The 17,673-nt window shown below is 71.0% G+C and carries 15 protein-coding genes; 6 read left to right on the top strand and 9 right to left on the bottom strand.

Annotated features, from left to right (window positions below; all coding sequences use genetic code 11):
- Positions 1-99 precede the first annotated feature (99 nt).
- Together BKI49_RS06430 and BKI49_RS06425 are read left to right on the top strand one after the other, a co-directional pair.
- The gene (locus BKI49_RS06430; protein WP_095933217.1) at positions 100-1,155 is read left to right on the top strand and encodes an LLM class F420-dependent oxidoreductase; all 1,056 of its coding nucleotides are present in this window, start codon (positions 100-102) and stop codon (positions 1,153-1,155) included.
- Between the two features lie 225 nt (positions 1,156-1,380).
- Positions 1,381-2,169 (top strand): ferritin-like domain-containing protein, encoded by a 789-nt coding sequence (locus BKI49_RS06425; RefSeq protein WP_095933216.1) that lies wholly within the window; start codon positions 1,381-1,383, stop codon positions 2,167-2,169.
- A gap of 27 nt (positions 2,170-2,196) precedes the next feature.
- On the opposite strand, the gene corA is transcribed toward BKI49_RS06425, so the two are convergent.
- Positions 2,197-3,195, bottom strand: coding sequence for a magnesium/cobalt transporter CorA (gene corA, locus BKI49_RS06420; protein WP_179332352.1), 999 nt, complete (start codon positions 3,193-3,195; stop codon positions 2,197-2,199).
- A 97-nt stretch (positions 3,196-3,292) separates the two neighbouring features.
- On the opposite strand from corA, the gene BKI49_RS06415 reads away from it, so the two are divergent.
- The 4 genes from BKI49_RS06415 to mshC all read left to right on the top strand — a co-directional run bounded on the left by BKI49_RS06415 (position 3,293) and on the right by mshC (position 6,797).
- Positions 3,293-3,979 carry a histidine phosphatase family protein gene (locus tag BKI49_RS06415; protein ID WP_095933215.1) on the top strand — a complete coding sequence of 229 codons (687 nt, stop codon included), beginning with the start codon at positions 3,293-3,295 and terminating at the stop codon, positions 3,977-3,979.
- Positions 3,980-4,099: 120 nt separating this feature from the next.
- Positions 4,100-4,690 carry a DUF3090 domain-containing protein gene (locus BKI49_RS06410; protein WP_095933214.1) on the top strand — a complete coding sequence of 197 codons (591 nt, stop codon included), beginning with the start codon at positions 4,100-4,102 and terminating at the stop codon, positions 4,688-4,690.
- Positions 4,654-5,472, top strand: coding sequence for an SCO1664 family protein (locus BKI49_RS06405; protein WP_179332351.1), 819 nt, complete (start codon positions 4,654-4,656; stop codon positions 5,470-5,472). The genes BKI49_RS06410 and BKI49_RS06405 overlap by 37 nt, the downstream gene beginning before the upstream one ends.
- 95 nt (positions 5,473-5,567) lie before the next feature.
- A complete protein-coding gene (mshC, locus tag BKI49_RS06400) occupies positions 5,568-6,797 on the top strand; it encodes a cysteine--1-D-myo-inosityl 2-amino-2-deoxy-alpha-D-glucopyranoside ligase (protein WP_095933212.1) in 1,230 nt (409 codons plus the stop codon).
- 90 nt (positions 6,798-6,887) lie between these two features.
- Here the strand turns inward: mshC and BKI49_RS06395 are convergent, their stop codons facing one another.
- The 8 genes from BKI49_RS06395 to BKI49_RS06360 form a co-directional block, all read right to left on the bottom strand.
- Positions 6,888-7,571 carry a hypothetical protein gene (locus BKI49_RS06395; protein WP_257004635.1) on the bottom strand — a complete coding sequence of 228 codons (684 nt, stop codon included), beginning with the start codon at positions 7,569-7,571 and terminating at the stop codon, positions 6,888-6,890.
- Positions 7,572-7,626: 55 nt separating this feature from the next.
- Positions 7,627-9,378: a S8 family serine peptidase gene (locus BKI49_RS06390; RefSeq protein WP_095933210.1), complete on the bottom strand. Its 1,752-nt coding sequence runs from the start codon at positions 9,376-9,378 to the stop codon at positions 7,627-7,629.
- 432 nt (positions 9,379-9,810) lie between these two features.
- Positions 9,811-10,917 (bottom strand): PAC2 family protein, encoded by a 1,107-nt coding sequence (locus BKI49_RS06385; RefSeq protein ID WP_095933209.1) that lies wholly within the window; start codon positions 10,915-10,917, stop codon positions 9,811-9,813.
- Positions 10,918-11,108: 191 nt separating this feature from the next.
- Complete coding sequence (locus tag BKI49_RS06380; RefSeq protein WP_028801633.1) at positions 11,109-11,780, bottom strand: FadR/GntR family transcriptional regulator; 672 nt, start codon at positions 11,778-11,780, stop codon at positions 11,109-11,111.
- 140 nt (positions 11,781-11,920) lie between these two features.
- Complete coding sequence (locus BKI49_RS06375; protein WP_095933208.1) at positions 11,921-12,979, bottom strand: LLM class flavin-dependent oxidoreductase; 1,059 nt, start codon at positions 12,977-12,979, stop codon at positions 11,921-11,923.
- A 199-nt stretch (positions 12,980-13,178) separates the two neighbouring features.
- Entirely contained in the window at positions 13,179-14,795 is a 1,617-nt protein-coding gene (locus tag BKI49_RS06370; RefSeq protein ID WP_095933207.1) for a glycerol-3-phosphate dehydrogenase/oxidase, read from the bottom strand.
- An 8-nt stretch (positions 14,796-14,803) separates the two neighbouring features.
- On the bottom strand, positions 14,804-16,342 hold the full coding sequence (glpK, locus tag BKI49_RS06365; protein ID WP_095933206.1) for a glycerol kinase GlpK: 1,539 nt from the start codon (positions 16,340-16,342) through the stop codon (positions 14,804-14,806).
- A gap of 141 nt (positions 16,343-16,483) precedes the next feature.
- A complete protein-coding gene (locus BKI49_RS06360; RefSeq protein ID WP_028801630.1) occupies positions 16,484-17,278 on the bottom strand; it encodes an MIP/aquaporin family protein in 795 nt (264 codons plus the stop codon).
- Positions 17,279-17,673 lie beyond the last annotated feature (395 nt).

The following is a 17,673-nucleotide window of genomic DNA, read 5'->3' as shown; positions in this document are numbered from 1 at the left end:
GGGACCGGTGGGACCGCAACCCGTGCCTGCCGCACCGCCCGGCAGCGCGCTAGGGTCTCCGGCACAAGGGACGTTACTGATCGGTAAGGGGAATCGGCCATGCAGCTCGGGATCAACCTCGGCTACTGGGGCGCGGGAATGGACGCGGACAATCTCGCCGTGGCCCAGGAGGCCGACCGGCTCGGATACTCCGTCTGCTGGGCGGCCGAGGCCTACGGCTCCGACGCGGCCACCGTGCTCAGCTGGGTCGCCGCGCAGACCGAGCGGATCGACGTCGGTTCGGCCATCTTCCAGATCCCGGCGCGCCAGCCCGCGATGACCGCGATGACCGCCGCGACCCTCGACTCGCTCTCCGGCGGCCGGTTCCGCCTCGGCCTCGGCGTCTCCGGACCGCAGGTCTCCGAGGGCTGGTACGGCGTCAAGTTCGACAAGCCGCTGGCACGCACCCGCGAGTACGTGGAGATCGTGCGCCGGGCGATGACGCGGGAGCGGCTCTCCTACGAGGGCGAGCACTGGACCCTGCCGCTGCCCGGCGGCCCGGGCAAGCCGCTCAAGCTGACCGTGCACCCGGAGCGCGAGCACATCCCGCTCTACATCGCCGCGATCGGCCCGAAGAACCTTGAGCAGACCGGCGAGATCGCCGACGGCGCGCTGCTGATCTTCCCCTCCGCCGAGCACCTGGAGGACACCGCGATCAGGCATCTGCGCGCGGGCCGGGAGAAGGCCGGGAAGACGATGGACGGCTTCGACGTCTGCCCGACGCTGCCGCTCGCCCTCGGCGACGACAAGAACGTGACGGCGCTCGCCGACATGTTCCGGCCCTACACGGCGCTGTACGTCGGCGGCATGGGCAGCCGCAAGCAGAACTTCTACAACCAGCTCGCCCAGCGCATGGGGTACGAGAAGGAAGCCGCCGAGATCCAGGACAAGTACCTGTCCGGCGACAAGGAAGGCGCCGCCGCCGCCATCCCGCACGCGCTGATCGACCAGACCACCCTGCTCGGCTCCGTCGACCGCATCGCCGACCGGATGAAGGCCTACGCCGCGGCCGGGGTCACCACGCTCACGCTGGCCCCCGCGGGCTTCACGCTGGAGGACCGGATCGCCTCGCTGCGCGCCGGTTCCGAGGCGCTGGAGCGGGCCGGGCTCGCGTAGCGGGACGGCGCCGGGCGCCGGAAAGTTCTGCGGCCGTGGTGGGGGCTCGGGGGTCTACCCCGCCACGGCCGTCACAGGGAACAACGCGCCGGCACCCCCTTGGTTACGCGCCTGTGCCACCCTGACCGTCCGTCGTTTGGCGGATTTGTCCGACACATCGGTTGCCGCACACCTGGCATCCCATTTGACTCGTTTTCTGCGGAGCCCTGCAGAGAGGTGTCAGAGATGCTTTCGGCCAAGAGTCTCTTCGAGGAGATCCTCGACAACGACGAGTCGTTCCGGCTCTTCTGCTCCATCGCCGCCAGCGGGGAATCGCAGGGGGGATGGGAGAACGGGCGGATCGCAGCACTGGTCCCGCGCGAGCAGCGCGAGCTCGCGCCCAAGATCGCCCGGCACGGCGCCGACGAGGACAAGCACGGCAGGATCTTCAACGCGCTGATGAAGAAGCGCGGTCTGCAGCCCGTGGCGGTGCCGCCCGACACCGACTACACCATGCTCCTGGAGCGGCACGGCATCGGTCTCGCCCACGAGAAGCTCAAGGGAGACCAGCCCCTCACCGTGCAGGACATCGTCACCTACCTGGCCCACAGCCGGGTCACCGAGCAGCGCGCCTCCGAGCAGATGGAGCTGCTGCGCAAGCACTTCGCCGACCATCCCGACATCGGCCGGGCGGTGAGGATGATCTCCCACGACGAGGACAACCACCTCGCCTACTGCCACGAGGAGCTGCTGCGCTTCGCGTACGCGGGACACGGCCGGGCCATCCAGCGCGTGCTGCGCGAGTGCGCCCTCGCCGAGATCCGCATCTACCGCGACGTCAGCCTCGCCGTGATGGCCCACATGGGGCGCATCCTCGGCTGGTCGAGGGCCAGGGCCACGGTGCTCGCCGCCGGCATCCACGCCGTCTACGCGTACGAGCGGCTGGCCGGCTGGCGCCGGATGGTGTCCCTGAGGATGCCCGAGCGGCGCGACGCCCTGGGCGGCCCCGCCGCGGCGGCCCCGGAATTCGCCTGAGTCCGGGCCGCACGGCCGTACCGCGTCCTACATCCAGCCCCGCCGTTTGAAGGTCCGGTACAGCAGGACCTCCAGAACGACCATCCCCAGGATCACCGCCGGGTACGACAGGAGCCAGTGCAGCTCGGGCATGTGGTCGAAGTTCATCCCGTAGATCCCCGCGATCAGGGTGGGGACCGCGGCCATGGCCGCCCACGCCGAGATCTTCCGCATGTCGTCGTTCTGCCGCACGCCCATCTGCGCGAGATGCGCCGCGAGGATGTCGGAGACCAGCCGGTCCAAGCCCTCCACGGTCTCGTTCACCCGCGTCAGATGGTCGTTGACGTCGCGGAAGAAGGGCTGCGCCGTCTCGTTCACGAAAGGCACTCCCGTGCTGTACGAGCCCCCTCCGGACAGCCGGGTCAGCGGCATCCCGAGCGGCACCGTGGCCCGGCGGAACTCCAGGATCTGCCGCTTGAACCGGTAGATCCTGGACGCGGTGTTCCGCGAGTCGCCGCCGGACGGCGAGAAGACCTCCGCCTCCAGCTCCTCCAGGTCGGTCCCCAGTTCGGTTGCCACCTCCAGATAGTGATCGACCGTGACGTCCGCGAGCGAGTAGAGCACCGTCGTGGGCCCCTTGCGCAGTACCTCGGGTTCCGACTCCAGCCGCCGTCGCAGGGCGGCCAGCGGTGAGCTCTTGCCGTGCCTGACCGTCACCACGAAGGCGTCACCGATGAAGACCATGACCTCGCCGGTGGACACCTCGTCACTGTCCGGCTCGTAGAAGACCGGCTTGAGGACGATGAACAGGGAGTCGTCGTACACCTCCAGCTTGGGCCGCTGGTGCGCCTTCAGCGCGTCCTCGACCGCCAGCGGATGCAGCCCGAACTCGCTCGTGACGAGGTCGAACTCCTTCTCCGTCGGCTCGTGCAGCCCGATCCACACGAAAGCGTCGCCCTCGGCGCGCGCCTCCGCCAGGGCGTCGGACAGGTCCTCGGGGTCCTCCGTCCGCCGCCCGTGACGGTAGATGGCGCAGTCGACGATCACGGAGCGTATTCTCCCGCCGCCGGGGACGCGCCGCACTCCGGGCGCCGTCCCGCCCGGCCCGGACCGGTCGCCCGGGTGCCCGTCTACCCTGGGCCGCATGCCCACGCTGATCCTCGTCCGGCACGGACGTTCCACTGCCAACACCGCGGGACTGCTCGCCGGGTGGACGCCCGGCGTCGCCCTCGACGAACGCGGCGCCCAGCAGGCCGCGGCGCTGCCCGGCCGGCTCGCCGGGCTGCCGATCTCCGAGGTCGTCTCCAGCCCCCTCCAGCGATGCCAGGAGACGATCCAGCCGCTGCTCGACGCCCGCCCCGGGCTGCGCGCGCACACCGAGGAGCGCATCGGGGAGGCACATTACGGCGACTGGTCCGGCCGCAAGCTCGCCGAGCTGAAGGACGAGCCGCTGATGGAGGTCGTCCAGGCGCACCCCTCGGCGGCGGCGTTCCCCGGTGGCGAGTCGATGCGGGCCATGCAGACGAGGGCCGCCGAGGCGGTCCGCGAGTGGAACGCGCGCGTGGAGCGCGACCACGGCGGGGACGCCGTCTACCTGATGTGCTCGCACGGCGACATCATCAAGTCCCTCGTCGCCGACGCACTCGGACTTCACCTCGATCTCTTCCAGCGGATCTCTGTCGAACCGTGTTCGATCACCGCGATCCGCTACACACGGCTGAGGCCCTTCCTCGTGCGCCTCGGGGACACCGGCGACTTCGCCTCCCTGGCACCGCGCGAGGAGCCCCCGGGCGGCGACGCTCCGGTGGGGGGCGGTGCGGGCGCACCGTGATCGTCGGCCGCAGTAGGGTGAAGCGGTCGAAGCAGCACAGTAGTTGTCAGCAGGTTCTCAGCAGCCGATGCGGGCCAGCGCAGTCAGCCGGTCCGCATGCCGATCCAATGGAGACAGGACGTGTCCCGTCAGGTGTTCCTCTACGACCCCCCGGACCGTTTCGTGGCCGGTACGGTCGGGTTGCCCGGGCGCCGTACCTTCTTCCTGCAGGCTTCCTCAGGCCAGCGGGTGACCAGCGTGGCTCTGGAGAAGACCCAGGTCGCAGCGCTCGCCGAGCGCATGGACGAGCTCCTCGACGAGGTCGTACGCCGTACCGGGGGCAGCGCGCCCGTGCCGGCCATGGCCCCGACCGAGGTGTCCGACACCGCCCCCCTCGACAGCCCCGTGGAGGAGGAGTTCCGCGTCGGCACCATGGCGCTGGCCTGGGACGGTGACGAACAGCGCATGATCGTCGAGGCCCAGGCCCTGGTCGAACTGGACGCGGACTCCGAGGAGGACCTCGCGGAGGCCGAGGAACGGCTCCTCCAGGACGAGGAGAACGGTCCGCCGATGCTCCGGGTCCGGCTCACCGGGGCACAGGCCCGCGCCTTCGCCAAGCGCGCTCTCGACGTCGTCAACGCGGGCCGGCCCCCCTGCCCGCTCTGCAGCCTCCCGCTCGACCCGGAAGGACACGTATGTCCGCGCCAGAACGGATACCGCCGCGGAGCGTGACCACGGCCGAGCTGCTCGCCAAGGGTGAGCTGAAGGTGCGCGGACAGATCCGTGAAGCCTCGAACGCGGTCCTGTACTGCTCCGTGTCGTACGAGGGACGCGACGCGTACTGCGCCTACAAACCCATCGCCGGGGAGCGCCCCCTGTGGGACTTCCCCGACGGCACGCTCGCGCAGCGCGAGGTCGCGGCGTACGAGGTCTCCGAGGCGACCGGCTGGGGGCTCGTGCCGCCCACCGTGCTGCGCGACGGACCGTACGGCGAGGGCATGTGCCAGCTGTGGATCGAGGCAGCCCCCGAGGCCGAGCTGCTCGCCCTGGTGGACGGCGAGGAGCCCGACGACGGCTGGAAGGCCATCGGTCTCGCCGAGGTGGGCGAGGGACGCACCGCGCTGCTCGTGCACGCCGACGACGACCGGCTGCGGCGGCTCGCCGTCCTCGACGCCGTGATCAACAACGCGGACCGCAAGGGCGGACACCTGCTGCCCGCCGGGGAGGGCCGTCTCTACGGCATCGACCACGGGGTCACCTTCAACGCCGAGAACAAGCTGCGCACCCTGCTCTGGGGGTGGGCCGGAGAACCCCTGACGGCGGAGGCGGTCGACGTGCTCGGCGCGCTGCGCGACGGGCTGCTGCCCGGGGCGCCGCTGGCCACCCGGCTGGCGGAACTCATCACCGTGAACGAGACCGACGCCACACGCGCGCGTGTGGAGGGGCTGCTCGCCTCCGGCAAACACCCGGAACCGGGCGGGGAATGGCCCGCGATCCCCTGGCCGCCGGTGTAGCGGCACACCTCCGGGCCGCGGCGCAAGAGCGCCTTCCGGGCCATCAGTCGATGGCCGGTTCGTATACGGAACTTCCGTCCGGTTAGGCTCATGACATGCATGCCTGGCCCGCTTCTGAGGTCCCCGCCCTGCCTGGTGAGGGCCGCGACCTCCGGATCCACGACACCGCGACCGGTGGGCTCGTCACCCTCGACCCCGGTCCCGTCGCCCGTATCTACGTATGCGGCATCACGCCGTACGACGCGACCCACATGGGTCACGCGGCGACCTACAACGCGTTCGACCTCGTTCAGCGCGTGTGGCTCGACACCAAGCGGCAGGTTCACTACGTCCAGAACGTGACCGACGTCGACGACCCGCTCCTGGAGCGGGCGCAGCGCGACGGTGTCGACTGGGTGGGGCTCGCCGAGCAGGAGACCGCACTTTTCCGCGAGGACATGACCGCCCTGCGGATGCTGCCGCCGCAGCACTACATAGGCGCCGTCGAGGCGATACCCGGCATCGTGCCGCTCGTGGAGCGGCTGCGGGACGCCGGCGCGGCCTACGAGCTCGAAGGCGACGTGTACTTCTCCGTCGAGTCCGACCCGCACTTCGGGCAGGTGTCCCGCCTCGACGCCGCGGCCATGCGGCTGCTCGCCGCCGAGCGGGGCGGTGACCCGGACCGTCCGGGCAAGAAGAACCCGCTCGACCCGATGCTCTGGATGGCCGCCCGCGAGGGCGAGCCGAGCTGGGACGGCGGCTCGCTGGGCCGCGGCCGGCCCGGCTGGCACATCGAGTGCGTCGCCATCGCCCTCGACCACCTCGGCATGGGCTTCGACGTCCAGGGCGGCGGCTCCGACCTCGCCTTCCCGCACCACGAGATGGGCGCCTCGCACGCCCAGGTGCTGACCGGCGAGTTCCCGATGGCCAAGGCGTACGTGCACGCCGGGATGGTCGCGCTCGACGGCGAGAAGATGTCGAAGTCCAAGGGCAACCTCGTCTTCGTGTCCGCGCTCCGGCGCGACGGGGTCGACCCGGCCGCCATCCGCCTGGCGCTCCTCGCGCACCACTACCGGGCCGACTGGGAGTGGACGGACGCCGTCCTGGAGACCGCCGTCGCGCGGCTGGAGAACTGGCGCTCCGCGGTCTCCCGCCCCGACGGGCCGTCCGCCGACGCGCTCGTCGAGGAGATCCGCGACGCCCTCGCGAACGACCTGGACGCGCCGGCCGCGCTCGCCGCGGTCGACCGCTGGGCCGCACGCCAGCACGAGACGGGCGGCACGGACGAGGGCGCCCCCGGCGTCGTGTCCCGTGCCGTGGACGCCCTCCTGGGAGTGGCGCTGTAACGGTTCCCGCACCCCGAACGCGGTCGGGCGCCGGGCGGATCGATCCGCCCGGCGCCCTGTGCGTGGTGCCGTCCCTCGTTGTCGGCCGTGCTACTGCCTGTTGACGATGACGGCCTGCAGCGTGCCGGTGCCGGAGTCGTAGATCCCGATGACCTGCTGCCCGAAGGCGAAGGCCTCCTGGACCTCGTCATGCGTCACCTGGTTCGGGTTCACCAGCTGGCGCCAGGCGTTGTCGATGTACAGGTAGAGGATCGACGGCTGCCCCGGCAGCGGGGTGACGACGTCCCAGAACTTCGTGGCGATGCCGCTCACCAGCGCCGCCCGCTCGACGGCGCTCGGCAGCACGAGCGGCTGCCCCGGCTGCCCCGGCTGCTGCGCCTGCTGCCCGCCGAGCTGCTGGAGCAGCTGCTGGAACGGCTGCTGCTGGCCGAGCTGCTGGAGCTGCTGCTGAAGGTGCGGCGGAATGTGCTGCTGCGGGATCTGCTGCTGCGTCTGCTGGCCGATGCCCTGTTGGGCGTACGGCTGCTGCGTCTGCTGGCCGATGCCCTGTTGGGCGTACGGCTGCTGCGTCTGCTGGCCGATGCCCTGTTGGGCGTACGGCTGCTGCATCTGCTGGCCGATGCCCTGCGGCCCGTACGGCTGCTGCATCTGCGGGCCGAAGGGCTGCTGCTGGCCCATGCTCTGCTGCGGTCCGAACTGCTGCGGGGGAGCCGTGCTCGGGCCCTGCTGCCCGTGCTGCTGTCCCAGCTGGCTCATCTGCGGGGTGGTGCTCATACGGGTGCCACCTTCCCTCATTGGTCGAGCGTGTGTGAGCAGTGGTCGGATGCCGTCAGCCCGTGACCACCAGGCCGACGATCTCGTCGTCCGAGAACCAGACACGTACGTCGGGCCGTCCCCCCGCGAAGGCGGAGTGCACCGCCTGGCGGATCTCGGGGGACGGGTCGTTCAGGTTGCGCCATGCGCCCGCCACGTACAGCCGGAGCCTGGGCGGGACTTCGCGCGGATACGGCAGCAGCTCGTCCCAGTACCGCTCGGCCTGGCCCGAGCCGACCGCCTCCGGCAGCAGATGGGTGACCGCCGCCTTGATGTCCGGCCGGCTGCCGATCCGCTGGGAGGCGGGTCGGCCCGGCGCGTCCTGCTGCGGGGAACCCGTGGCCCGCAGCACCGCGCGGGCACGCTCCGGGGACATCGGCTCCTGGCCCGCCGCCTTGAGCATGCCCTGCAGCGCGGCCAGGGCGCCGACCACCACCGGGGAGGCGGAGGAGGTCCCGGAGAACGTGTCCGTGTACCAGGCGATCTCCTCGGCGCCGCCCTGCAGATCGCCGGGCCGGTCCCAGAAGCCGCCGGTGGTCGTCACCTCACGTCCCCAGCCCTGCGCGTCCACGCGCGCCCCGTAGTTGGAGAACGCGAGCCGTGAACGGTCCGGGCCGTGGTCGCGGCCGTGCGTGCCGGGCGGCGGCGCGCCCGCGCCGACCAGGACCGCGCCGGAGGACTGGTTGGAGGGGTTGAACGGATTGCGCCACCACTCGGGGAACTCGGTGGGGCGGCGCTCGTACAGCGCGTCGTCGAGCGACTCGCCGCCGTTGCCCGCGGCGGCCACCACGACGACGCCCTTGGCGGTCGCGTACCGGATGGCCGCGAAGTCGTCCGGCCACCATTCGATGGCGATGTAGCCGCGCTGGTCGTCGCGTTGCTCGAAGTCGAACCGCGGCCCCGGGGTGTGCAGTTCGACCAGCAGGACGTCGCCGGGGCCCAGCCGGTCGGCCGCCGCATGGATCGCCGCCGCGGTGCCGCCGGGCTGGAAGGACGCGGCGGCGGTCACCGCGTCGGGCACGATGCCGGTGACGCCGTGCTCGTTGCGGTCGCCGCCGATCACCCCGATGACGGCGGTGCCGTGGTTGCGCCAGGCCACGTCCTGCAACGGGGTGCCGACGACGACTCCGGCGAGCTTCGCCGCCAGGTCCTCGTGCCCGAGCTGCCAGGCGCCTTCCACGTCGATCACCGTCACGCCCTGGCCCGTGCCGCCCGGCCGCTGCCAGGCCCAGTACGCGTCGATGCCCTCGGGCGCCGGACGCAGATAGCCCTGACGGCTGGTGAAGTCGGGGGTGACGGGCGCCCCTTCCTTCAGCCGGCGGCTCTCGTCCGTGCTGTCGTCGGTCCACCCGGCCGGGCCCGCCGAGGCGGGAACGGCACCGGGCTTCACGTACGCCGTGTCGATCTCCGGCAGCGCCGCGATCCGCGAGCGCAGTTCCTGGGCCCGGCTCGCGCCGCCGCGCACCCGGTAGAACAGCGCGAGGTCGGGCCCGCTCTCGGCGCCCGGTGCGACGGACTGCTGGTGCAGCCGGTCCTCGCTGCCGAACAGCGGCTCCAGGGCGAGCTGTTCGTCGCTGAGGAACATGTTGAGGGCCGAGACGTCGGCGCCCACCGCCGAGCGGACGCCCTCGGCCCGGGCGCGGAGCCGGGCCTCGGGGCGTGCGACGACGATCAGTTCCTGCTCGGCTCCTCGGTAGGTGAATCCCGCTCCGTCGGGCCCCGGCCCGGAGGTCCCCGGGCCCTGCGCCGGCTGTACCTGGTCGGTCATCGCGTACCGCTCCCTTCGATCCCTGCGGGTGCCGGTCCCTGCGTGTGCTGTGCAGTGCGCTGTCCTGTGCGGTGCCGTGCCGCGGGCCGCTGTCCTGCCCTGTGCCGTCCGCTGTCGCGGGGCGACGCGGTGCCGTGTCCCGTCCCCGGTCCGCGTCTTCGGGGCACAACCTGGCACGCCCACGGCGACTCGTCCACCCCGTCTTCGCCAACTTGGTTTGAAAACAAGTTGAATTGGGAAACCTGTGCAATCTGCCTGGAAACAGCTGTCCCGTCGCAATCCGGCCAAAGGCTGTCGAGGTGTACGGCAACCGCCGTGGTGGCAGGGGTGCTGGTGCCGTGAGCCGACTCCGGGGACGACCGAGGGGCGGTGCGCCTGATGCGCACCGCCCCTCCTGGCCGGTCGTGCGGGAGCGTCAGCCCCCGGGGACGGTCAGTCCTCCGAGGAGTCCTCGGACGAGTCGCCGTCCGTGTCCCTGCCCGTGTCCGGACCGGTGTCCGCGGCCGAGTCCGAACCGGATGCCGAGCCGGCGTCCCTGGCGGAGTCCGTACCGGGGCCCGCGTCGGGGCCCGCGTCGGCGTCCGTGTCCGGACGCAGCGGCTTCGGTGGCCGGGTGCGGCCGGCGGGGCCGTCCCGCAGGAAAGACGCGGACTCGCCGCCCTCCGTGGCGTGACCGCCGGCCTGAGCCGTCGGACCGCCGCCGTCCCGTCGGCGCAGATAGCGCTCGAACTCGCGGGCGATCGCCTCACCCGACGCCTCCGGCAGCTCGGCGGTGTCCCGGGCCTCCTCCAGCGTCTGCACGTACTCGGCGACCTCGCTGTCCTCGGCGGCCAGCTGGTCCACGCCCAGCTGCCAGGCCCGCGCGTCCTCGGGCAGTTCGCCCAGCGGGATGCGCAGGTCGATGAGGTCCTCCAGGCGGTTGAGGAGGGCCAGCGTCGCCTTCGGGTTGGGCGGCTGCGACACGTAGTGCGGCACGGCCGCCCACAGCGACACCGCGGGGACGCCCGCGTGCGTGCACGCCTCCTGGAGGATGCCGACGATGCCCGTGGGGCCCTCGTACTTGGTCTCCTCCAGGTCCATCGTGCGGGCCAGGTCGGGGTCCGACGTGACCCCGCTGACCGGCACCGGACGCGTGTGCGGGGTGTCACCGAGCAGCGCGCCCAGGATGACCACCAGCTCCACGCCCAGCTCGTGCGCGAAGCCGAGGAGTTCGTTGCAGAACGAGCGCCATCGCATCGACGGCTCGATACCGCGGACCAGCACCAGGTCGCGCGGCTTCTCGCCACCGACCCGGACCACCGACAGGCGCGTGGTCGGCCAGGTGATCTTGCGGACACCGGCGTCCAGCCACACCGTGGGACGGTTCACCTGGAAGTCGTAGTAGTCCTCGGCGTCCAGCGCCGCGAAGACCTCGCCCTTCCACTCCTTGTCCAGATGCGCGACAGCCGTGGAGGCGGCGTCGCCGGCGTCGTTCCAGCCCTCGAACGCGGCCACCATGACTGGGTCGATCAGCTCGGGAACCCCCTCCAGCTCGATCACCCAGCGCCTCCTTCCGACGTGCCCTCGCGTACGCCCCAACCTTACGGCGTGCCGAGGGGCCCACCGCAGCCCCCTTGCACGGGGGAGTGAACGGATCACTGCCCCGCCCGGGGGCCGGGAACACCCTTGATCGCCGCCCCGCGCCGCCCCTCAGTCATCCGAGCTGTCCCGGGTGGGCCTGCGGACGGGGTCTAGAGCGTCGAGCGCAGCCACTGCTCCACGCTCGCGATGTGCACCGTCGCCCACGACCTGGCGGCCTCCGCGTCCCGGTCGCGCAGGGCGGACAGGATCGCGCGGTGCTCGTGCAGGGTGCGGCTGACCGCGTCCTCCTGGGTCAGGCCGCGCCAGATCCGGGCCCGGGTGGTCGGCCCCGAGAGGCCGTCGAGGAGGGAGCACAGCACCGAGTTGCCGGAGGTCTGCACGATGCCCCGGTGGAACTCCAGGTCGCAGGCGACGAGCTCCTCCACCGAGGGCGCCGCGCCGAGGGCGTCCAGCTGGGCGGTCAGCGCGTCCAATTGCTGCTCGCCGATGCGAGTGGCCGCCATGGCCGTGGCGGCCGGCTCCAGGATGCGGCGCACGGCGAGGAATTCGAGGACCGTGTCGTCGCGGTGGAAGTCGACGACGAAGCTCAGCGCCTCCAGCAGGAGCTGGGGGTCCAGACTGGTCACGTAGGTGCCGTCGCCCTGCCGTACGTCCAGGATGCGGATCAGCGAGAGCGCGCGCACCGCCTCCCGCAGGGAGTTGCGGGACAGCCCCAGTTCGGCGGCGAGCTCGCTCTCCTTCGGCAGCCGGTCACCGGGACGCAGCGCGCCGGAGACGATCATTCCCTTGATCTTCTCGATCGCCTCGTCGGTGACTGCCATGCCGGGCCTCCCTGGTCCTCAGAATGCCGTTCAGACATCCGATGTCTCAGCCTCATTATGGGGTTTCAGCAGGCTGAACGGGACGAAAACCGAGGCACCGGGGCGCACCCGCACGACGGGACGGCGCCACCGCGGACCGCCTACTCCCACAGGGTGCTCGGCGCCTCCCTGCGCACCACCGGCGCGATCTCCCGCGCGAACCGGTCCAGCGTCTCGACCTGTTCCGCCGTCGACTGCCCGAAGGCGTCCACGGTGATCGACTGGAGGTCGTGCCGGTACACCGCGTGGTAGCCGAGGATCTTGTCGATGATCTGCTGGGGCGAGCCGATGAGCTGGGGCCCGTCCGCGATGGCGTCCTCGATGGTGCGGAACGGCGTGTTGTAGCCCGCCCGGCCCTCCAGGTGCGGACGGAAGGACTGGCGCACCCTGGCCTCGTAGAGGTCCTTGTAGCGCGCGACGGCCTGCTCGTGCGTGTCCGCGATGAGCAGCCCGCCCGAGCCGGCCGCGACATGCGCGCGTGCCGGATCGTGCCCGTGGGCCTCGAAGCGTTCCCGGTAGTGGTCGATCAGCCGGGCGTACGCGGCGCGCGGCTGGATCGCGTTGGCGGTGAACAGGGGATCACCGTGCTGCGCCGCCAGTTCGGGGGAGTTGAGGGAGGTCGCCGAACCGTGCCAGACACGCGGCGGCCCGGCGTAGGGCCGCGGCACGGTGGTCACGTTCTTCAGCGGGGCCCTGAACTCGCCCTCCCAGTCGACGTTCTCCTCGCTCCACAGCCGGCGCAGCAGCTCGTACTTCTCCTTCTGGAGGTCCCACTGCCGCTCCTCCGCGAGGCCGAACAGGTCGAAGTGCCCGGCCTCCGCGCCCTTGCCGACCACCAGCTCGATGCGGCCCCGGGAGAGCTGGTCGAGCGTCGCGTAGTCCTCCGCGACGCGCACGGGGTCGAGGATCGCGACGACGGTGACGCCCGTGAGCAGTCTGATGCGGTGCGTCCGGGCCGCGAGCGCGCCCAGGACCACGGTCGGGGCGGACGACAGAAAGGCTCCCGCGTGCCGTTCACCCACCGCGAAGGCGTCGTACCCCAGCCGTTCCGCCGCCGTCCCGACGTCGACGACCTGCGCCAACCGGTCGGCGGGGGAGGGGAGATCACCGCTCAGCGGGTGCGGGGAGTGCCCGATGATCGTGAGTACTTGGAACTTCATGGCGTCCCTTCGGCGAGGCCGCCCCGGCCCGGAGGGGAACCGGAGGCATCCTCCCACTCTCGCCGCGGGACATTGCGGGCGTATGTATGCGGTGTGGCAGCGCTGCCGGGACCCCTCAGGCCGGTGCCTCCCGCGTGCCGGACACGCCGAAGGGGCGGCTCTCCCCCGTGGGAGCCGCCCCTTCGGACCGAGCAGACGCCTACTTCTCGTCGAGCAGGTCCTGCACCTTGCCCCGGACCGCGTCCGTGGCGAGACCGCGGATCGTCAGCGTCGTCCGCCGGCGCAGCACGTCGTCCGCCGTCTCCGCCCACTCGTTGTCACGGGCGTAGACGACCTGGGCGAGGATCTCCGGCGCGTCCGGGTGGACGCGCTCGCCGAGCTCGGGGTTCTCGTTCGCCAGGCGGGCGATGTCGAAGGCCAGCGAACCGTAGTGCGTGGCCAGGTGCTTGGCGGTGTCGGCCGCCATGCGCGGGCCGGGCGCCGGTCCGTCCACGAGCAGCCGGTGGGCCACGGCGCGCGGGTTGGCGACACCCGGCAGCGGGAGCTTCTTCGGCAGTTCGGAGATCGGCTCGAAGTCCTCGCCGAGCGGGTGGCCCGGCAGCGACTCCAGCTTCTTCATGACCGTACGGCCGATGTGCCGGAAGGTCGTCCACTTGCCGCCCGCGACGGACAGCATCCCGCCCCGGCCCTCCGTGACGACCGTCTCGCGCTTCGCCTTCGAGGTGTCACCGGGGCCGCCCGGGAGCACCCGCAGTCCGGCGAACGAGTAGGTGATCAGGTCCCGGGACAGCTGCTGGTCGCGAATGGAGAAGGCGGCCTCGTCCAGGATCTGGGATATGTCCTTCTCGGTGACGGCGACCTCGGCCGGGTCGCCCTCGAACTCCTCGTCGGTGGTGCCGAGGAGCAGCATGTCCTCCCAGGGGAGGGCGAAGGTGATGCGGTACTTGTCGATCGGCGTGGCGAGCGCGGCCTTCCAGGGGGAGGTGCGCTTGAGGACCAGGTGCGCGCCCTTCGACAGCCGGATGGACGGAGCCGCGTTCGGGTCCTCCATCTTGCGCAGGTGGTCGACCCAGGGGCCGGTGGCGTTGAGCACGAGACGGGCGTTCACGCCGAACTCGTCGCCGGACAGCCGGTCCTTGAGGTCGGCTCCGGTGACCCGGCCCTTGGTGAAGCGCAGGCCGGTGACCTCGGCGTGGTTGAGGACGACGGCACCCGACTCGACGGCCGCGCGGACCGTCATCAGGGCCATCCGGGAGTCGTTCATCTGGTCGTCGCCGTAGACGGCGACGGCCTTGAGGTTGTCGGTGCGCAGCTCGGGCACGTCCTGCGCGGCCTTCGAGGGGCTGAGCAGGTGACCCACGCCGTCACCGAATCCGGAGAGCGCGGAGTAGGCGAAGACGCCCGCCCCGAGCTTCGCGGCGCCGTGCGGCCCGCCCTTGTACACGGGGAGGTAGAACGTGAGCGGATTCGCCAGGTGGGGGGCCACCTGGCGGGAGACCGCACGGCGCTCGAAGTGGTTCTCCGCCACCAGCTTCACCGCGCCGGTCTGCAGGTAGCGCAGGCCGCCGTGGAGAAGCTTGGAGGAGGCGGAGGAGGTGGCGGCGGCGAAGTCGCCGGCGTCCACCAGAGCCACCCGCAGCCCGGACTGCGCGGCGTGCCAGGCGGTGGAGATGCCCAGGATGCCGCCGCCGATGACGAGGAGGTCGTACGTCGCCTTGGAGAGCTGCTCCCGGGTCTCGGCGCGGCTCGGGTTCGAGCCGGAGGCCGGGTGCGTACCGAGGGCAGGCACGGACTGCAGGGTGGCTTGACTGGTCATGCGGGTTCTTACTCCTCGTCCTCGATCCAGCCCATGGTCCGCTCGACGGCCTTGAGCCAGCTCTTGTACTCACGGTCGCGGGTCTCCGCGGCCATGTTGGGGGTCCACTCCGCGGCCCGGCGCCAGTTGGCGCGCAGGTCCTCGGTGTTGGACCAGAAGCCGACGGCGAGACCGGCGGCGTAGGCAGCGCCGAGGCAGGTGGTCTCGGCGACCATCGGGCGCACCACGGGGGCGTCCAGGACGTCGGCCAGGGTCTGCATCAGCAGGTTGTTGGAGGTCATGCCGCCGTCGACCTTGAGGGCCGCGAGCTCGACGCCGGAGTCCTTCGTCATGGCGTCGGTGATCTCACGGGTCTGCCAGGCGGTGGCCTCCAGGACGGCGCGCGCGATGTGCGCCTTGGTGACGTACCGGGTCAGGCCGGCGATCACACCGCGGGCGTCGGAGCGCCAGTACGGGGCGAACAGACCGGAGAAGGCCGGCACGAAGTAGGCGCCGCCGTTGTCCTCGACCGACGAGGCGAGGGTCTCGATCTCGGCGGCGGACTTGATGAGGCCCATCTGGTCCCGCATCCACTGCACCAGCGAACCGGTGACGGCGATGGAGCCCTCCAGGGCGTAGACCGGCGCCTCGTCACCGATCTGGTAGCCCACGGTGGTCAGCAGTCCGCTGTACGAGTTGATGATCTTGTCACCGGTGTTCATCAGCATGAAGGTGCCGGTGCCGTACGTGGACTTGGCCTCGCCCTCGGAGAAGCAGGTCTGGCCGAACAGGGCCGCCTGCTGGTCGCCGAGCGCGGAGGCGACGGGGATGCCGCCGAGCAGGTCGCCGAGCTTCCCGCCGGTGATCTCGCCGTACACCTCGGCGGAGGAACGGATCTCCGGCAGCATCGCCAGCGGGACGCCGATGGACTCGGCGATCTTCTCGTCCCACTCCATGGTGTGCAGGTTCATCAGCATGGTGCGGGAGGCGTTGGTCACGTCGGTGACGTGCTTGCCGCCGTTGACACCGCCGGTCAGGTTCCAGATGACCCAGGTGTCCATGGTGCCGAAGAGGATGTCCCCGGCCTCGGCGCGCTCCCGCAGGCCCTCGACGTTGTCGAGCAGCCAGCGGGCCTTGGGGCCGGCGAAGTACGACGCGAGCGGCAGGCCGGTCTCGCGGCGGAAGCGGTCCTGGCCGACGTTGCGGCCGAGTTCCTTGCAGAGGGCGTCGGTGCGGGTGTCCTGCCAGACGAGGGCGTTGTGGACGGGCTCACCGGTGTTCTTGTCCCAGAGCAGCGTGGTCTCACGCTGGTTGGTGATGCCGATGGCCTTGATGTCGTCGCGGGTGATGCCGGCCTTCTCGATGGCCCCGGCGACGACCTCCTGGACGTTGGTCCAGATCTCGGCGGCGTTGTGCTCGACCCAGCCCGGCTTCGGGAAGATCTGCTCGTGCTCCTTCTGGTCGACGGAGACGATGCGTCCGTCGCGGTCGAAGACGATGCAGCGGGACGAGGTCGTCCCCTGGTCGATCGCGGCGATGAAGGGGCCGGCGGTGTGTGCGTCGGTCACGGTGTGCTCCTGGAAGTTCCGTATGAGAGGGGCTTTTCTACGGCGCGGTGCTTCAAGCGGTGCTGTGGTGCTGTACGGCTTGCGGGCTTGCGAGCGGGTGCTCCGAGCCTTGCTCAAGCTGTGCGCTTACAGGCTGTCCTCTTAAGCGAAGGCGACGTTGTATATGCCTGCCGCGATCGCGCCGCCGATGAGCGGACCGGCGATCGGGATCCAGGCGTAGCTCCAGTCGGAACCGCCCTTGTTGGGCAGGGGGAGCAGGGCGTGCACGATGCGCGGACCGAGGTCACGGGCCGGGTTGATCGCGTAGCCCGTGGGCCCGCCCAGGGAGAGACCGATGCTCACCACCACGAGCGCGGTGATCAGGGCGCCGAGGGTGCCCAGGCCGTTGCCGTTGTCGTTCAGGCCCTGGGTGAGGACCGCGAGGACGAGTACGACGGTGCCGATGATCTCCGTGGCGAGGTTCTGCACCACGTTGCGGATCTCGGGGCCGGTGGAGAAGACACCGAGTACGGGGCCCGCACCGGTCTCCTGGGCCTCGACGGCCTTGGTCTTGGTGGCCTGCGCGCCCGGACCGCCGACGATCTCGCGGTCGGTGAGATGCGCGTGGAACTGGCCGTAGTACGCCGCCCAGACCAGTGCGGCACCGATCATCGCGCCGAGCATCTGACCGGCGAAGTAGGTGGCGACGTTGCTGAAGTCGTTGTCCTTGATCGCGAGCGCGAGCGTCACGGCCGGGTTCAGGTGCGCGCCGGAGAGGGGCGCCGAGATGTAGACCGCGGTGAGGACCGCGAAGCCCCACCCGAAGGTGATGGCGAGCCATCCGGCGTTGCGCGCCTTGGAGGCCTTCAGTGTGACGGCGGCGCAGACGCCGCCGCCCAGCAGGATGAGTACGGCGGTACCGATGGTCTCGCCGATGAAGATGTCGGAGCTGGACACCCGCGACTCCTTTGTCCTTCGTCCAGGGGAAGCCGAACCCCGGGTCCCTCCGGTGGTTCGTGCTCTCGGGGAATGAGAGCGATGCCGGCCCTTGGCGTTGCCACACTCTAGCGCGTATTGCCGGTAGGTGTTCGACAATGCCGACCGATGGACGGGAGTCTTGCTCTCGCATAAGCGCCTCGTCAAGAGCTCTGGTATCGAAAACTCGATCGTTATTGATCGATGCGGGCTATCGATCTTGATGGGGCTCCGCACCGCGTCCGACCGGCCACTTTGCGCTCCGCTTGGTTGTCGGTGTTTCTGCGCGCTCGGCCCCCGCGGGGCCGCGGGCGCGGGTGCGGCTTGTGCTGGGTTCCTCGCCCCCCCAGCGGGCGGGCCGGCGTTGCGGTGGGGGC

The organism is Streptomyces sp. Tue6028 (assembly GCF_002300165.1).
In the GTDB taxonomy this organism is placed as follows: Bacteria; Actinomycetota; Actinomycetes; order Streptomycetales; family Streptomycetaceae; genus Streptomyces; species Streptomyces siamensis.
The sequence above is the reverse complement of the archived record's forward strand: the minus strand, read 5'-3'. Positions and strand labels throughout refer to the sequence as shown.

Coding starts and splice junctions, on each gene's coding strand:
- BKI49_RS06415 (WP_095933215.1), top strand. CDS start 3,293: ATGCCCACGCTGATCCTCGTCCGGCACGGACGTTCCACTGCCAACACC.
- BKI49_RS06430 (WP_095933217.1), top strand. CDS start 100: ATGCAGCTCGGGATCAACCTCGGCTACTGGGGCGCGGGAATGGACGCG.
- BKI49_RS06405 (WP_179332351.1), top strand. CDS start 4,654: ATGTCCGCGCCAGAACGGATACCGCCGCGGAGCGTGACCACGGCCGAG.
- mshC (WP_095933212.1), top strand. CDS start 5,568: ATGCATGCCTGGCCCGCTTCTGAGGTCCCCGCCCTGCCTGGTGAGGGC.
- BKI49_RS06380 (WP_028801633.1), bottom strand. CDS start 11,780: ATGGCAGTCACCGACGAGGCGATCGAGAAGATCAAGGGAATGATCGTC.
- BKI49_RS06425 (WP_095933216.1), top strand. CDS start 1,381: ATGCTTTCGGCCAAGAGTCTCTTCGAGGAGATCCTCGACAACGACGAG.
- BKI49_RS06390 (WP_095933210.1), bottom strand. CDS start 9,378: ATGACCGACCAGGTACAGCCGGCGCAGGGCCCGGGGACCTCCGGGCCG.
- BKI49_RS06370 (WP_095933207.1), bottom strand. CDS start 14,795: ATGACCAGTCAAGCCACCCTGCAGTCCGTGCCTGCCCTCGGTACGCAC.
- BKI49_RS06375 (WP_095933208.1), bottom strand. CDS start 12,979: ATGAAGTTCCAAGTACTCACGATCATCGGGCACTCCCCGCACCCGCTG.
- BKI49_RS06395 (WP_257004635.1), bottom strand. CDS start 7,571: ATGAGCACCACCCCGCAGATGAGCCAGCTGGGACAGCAGCACGGGCAG.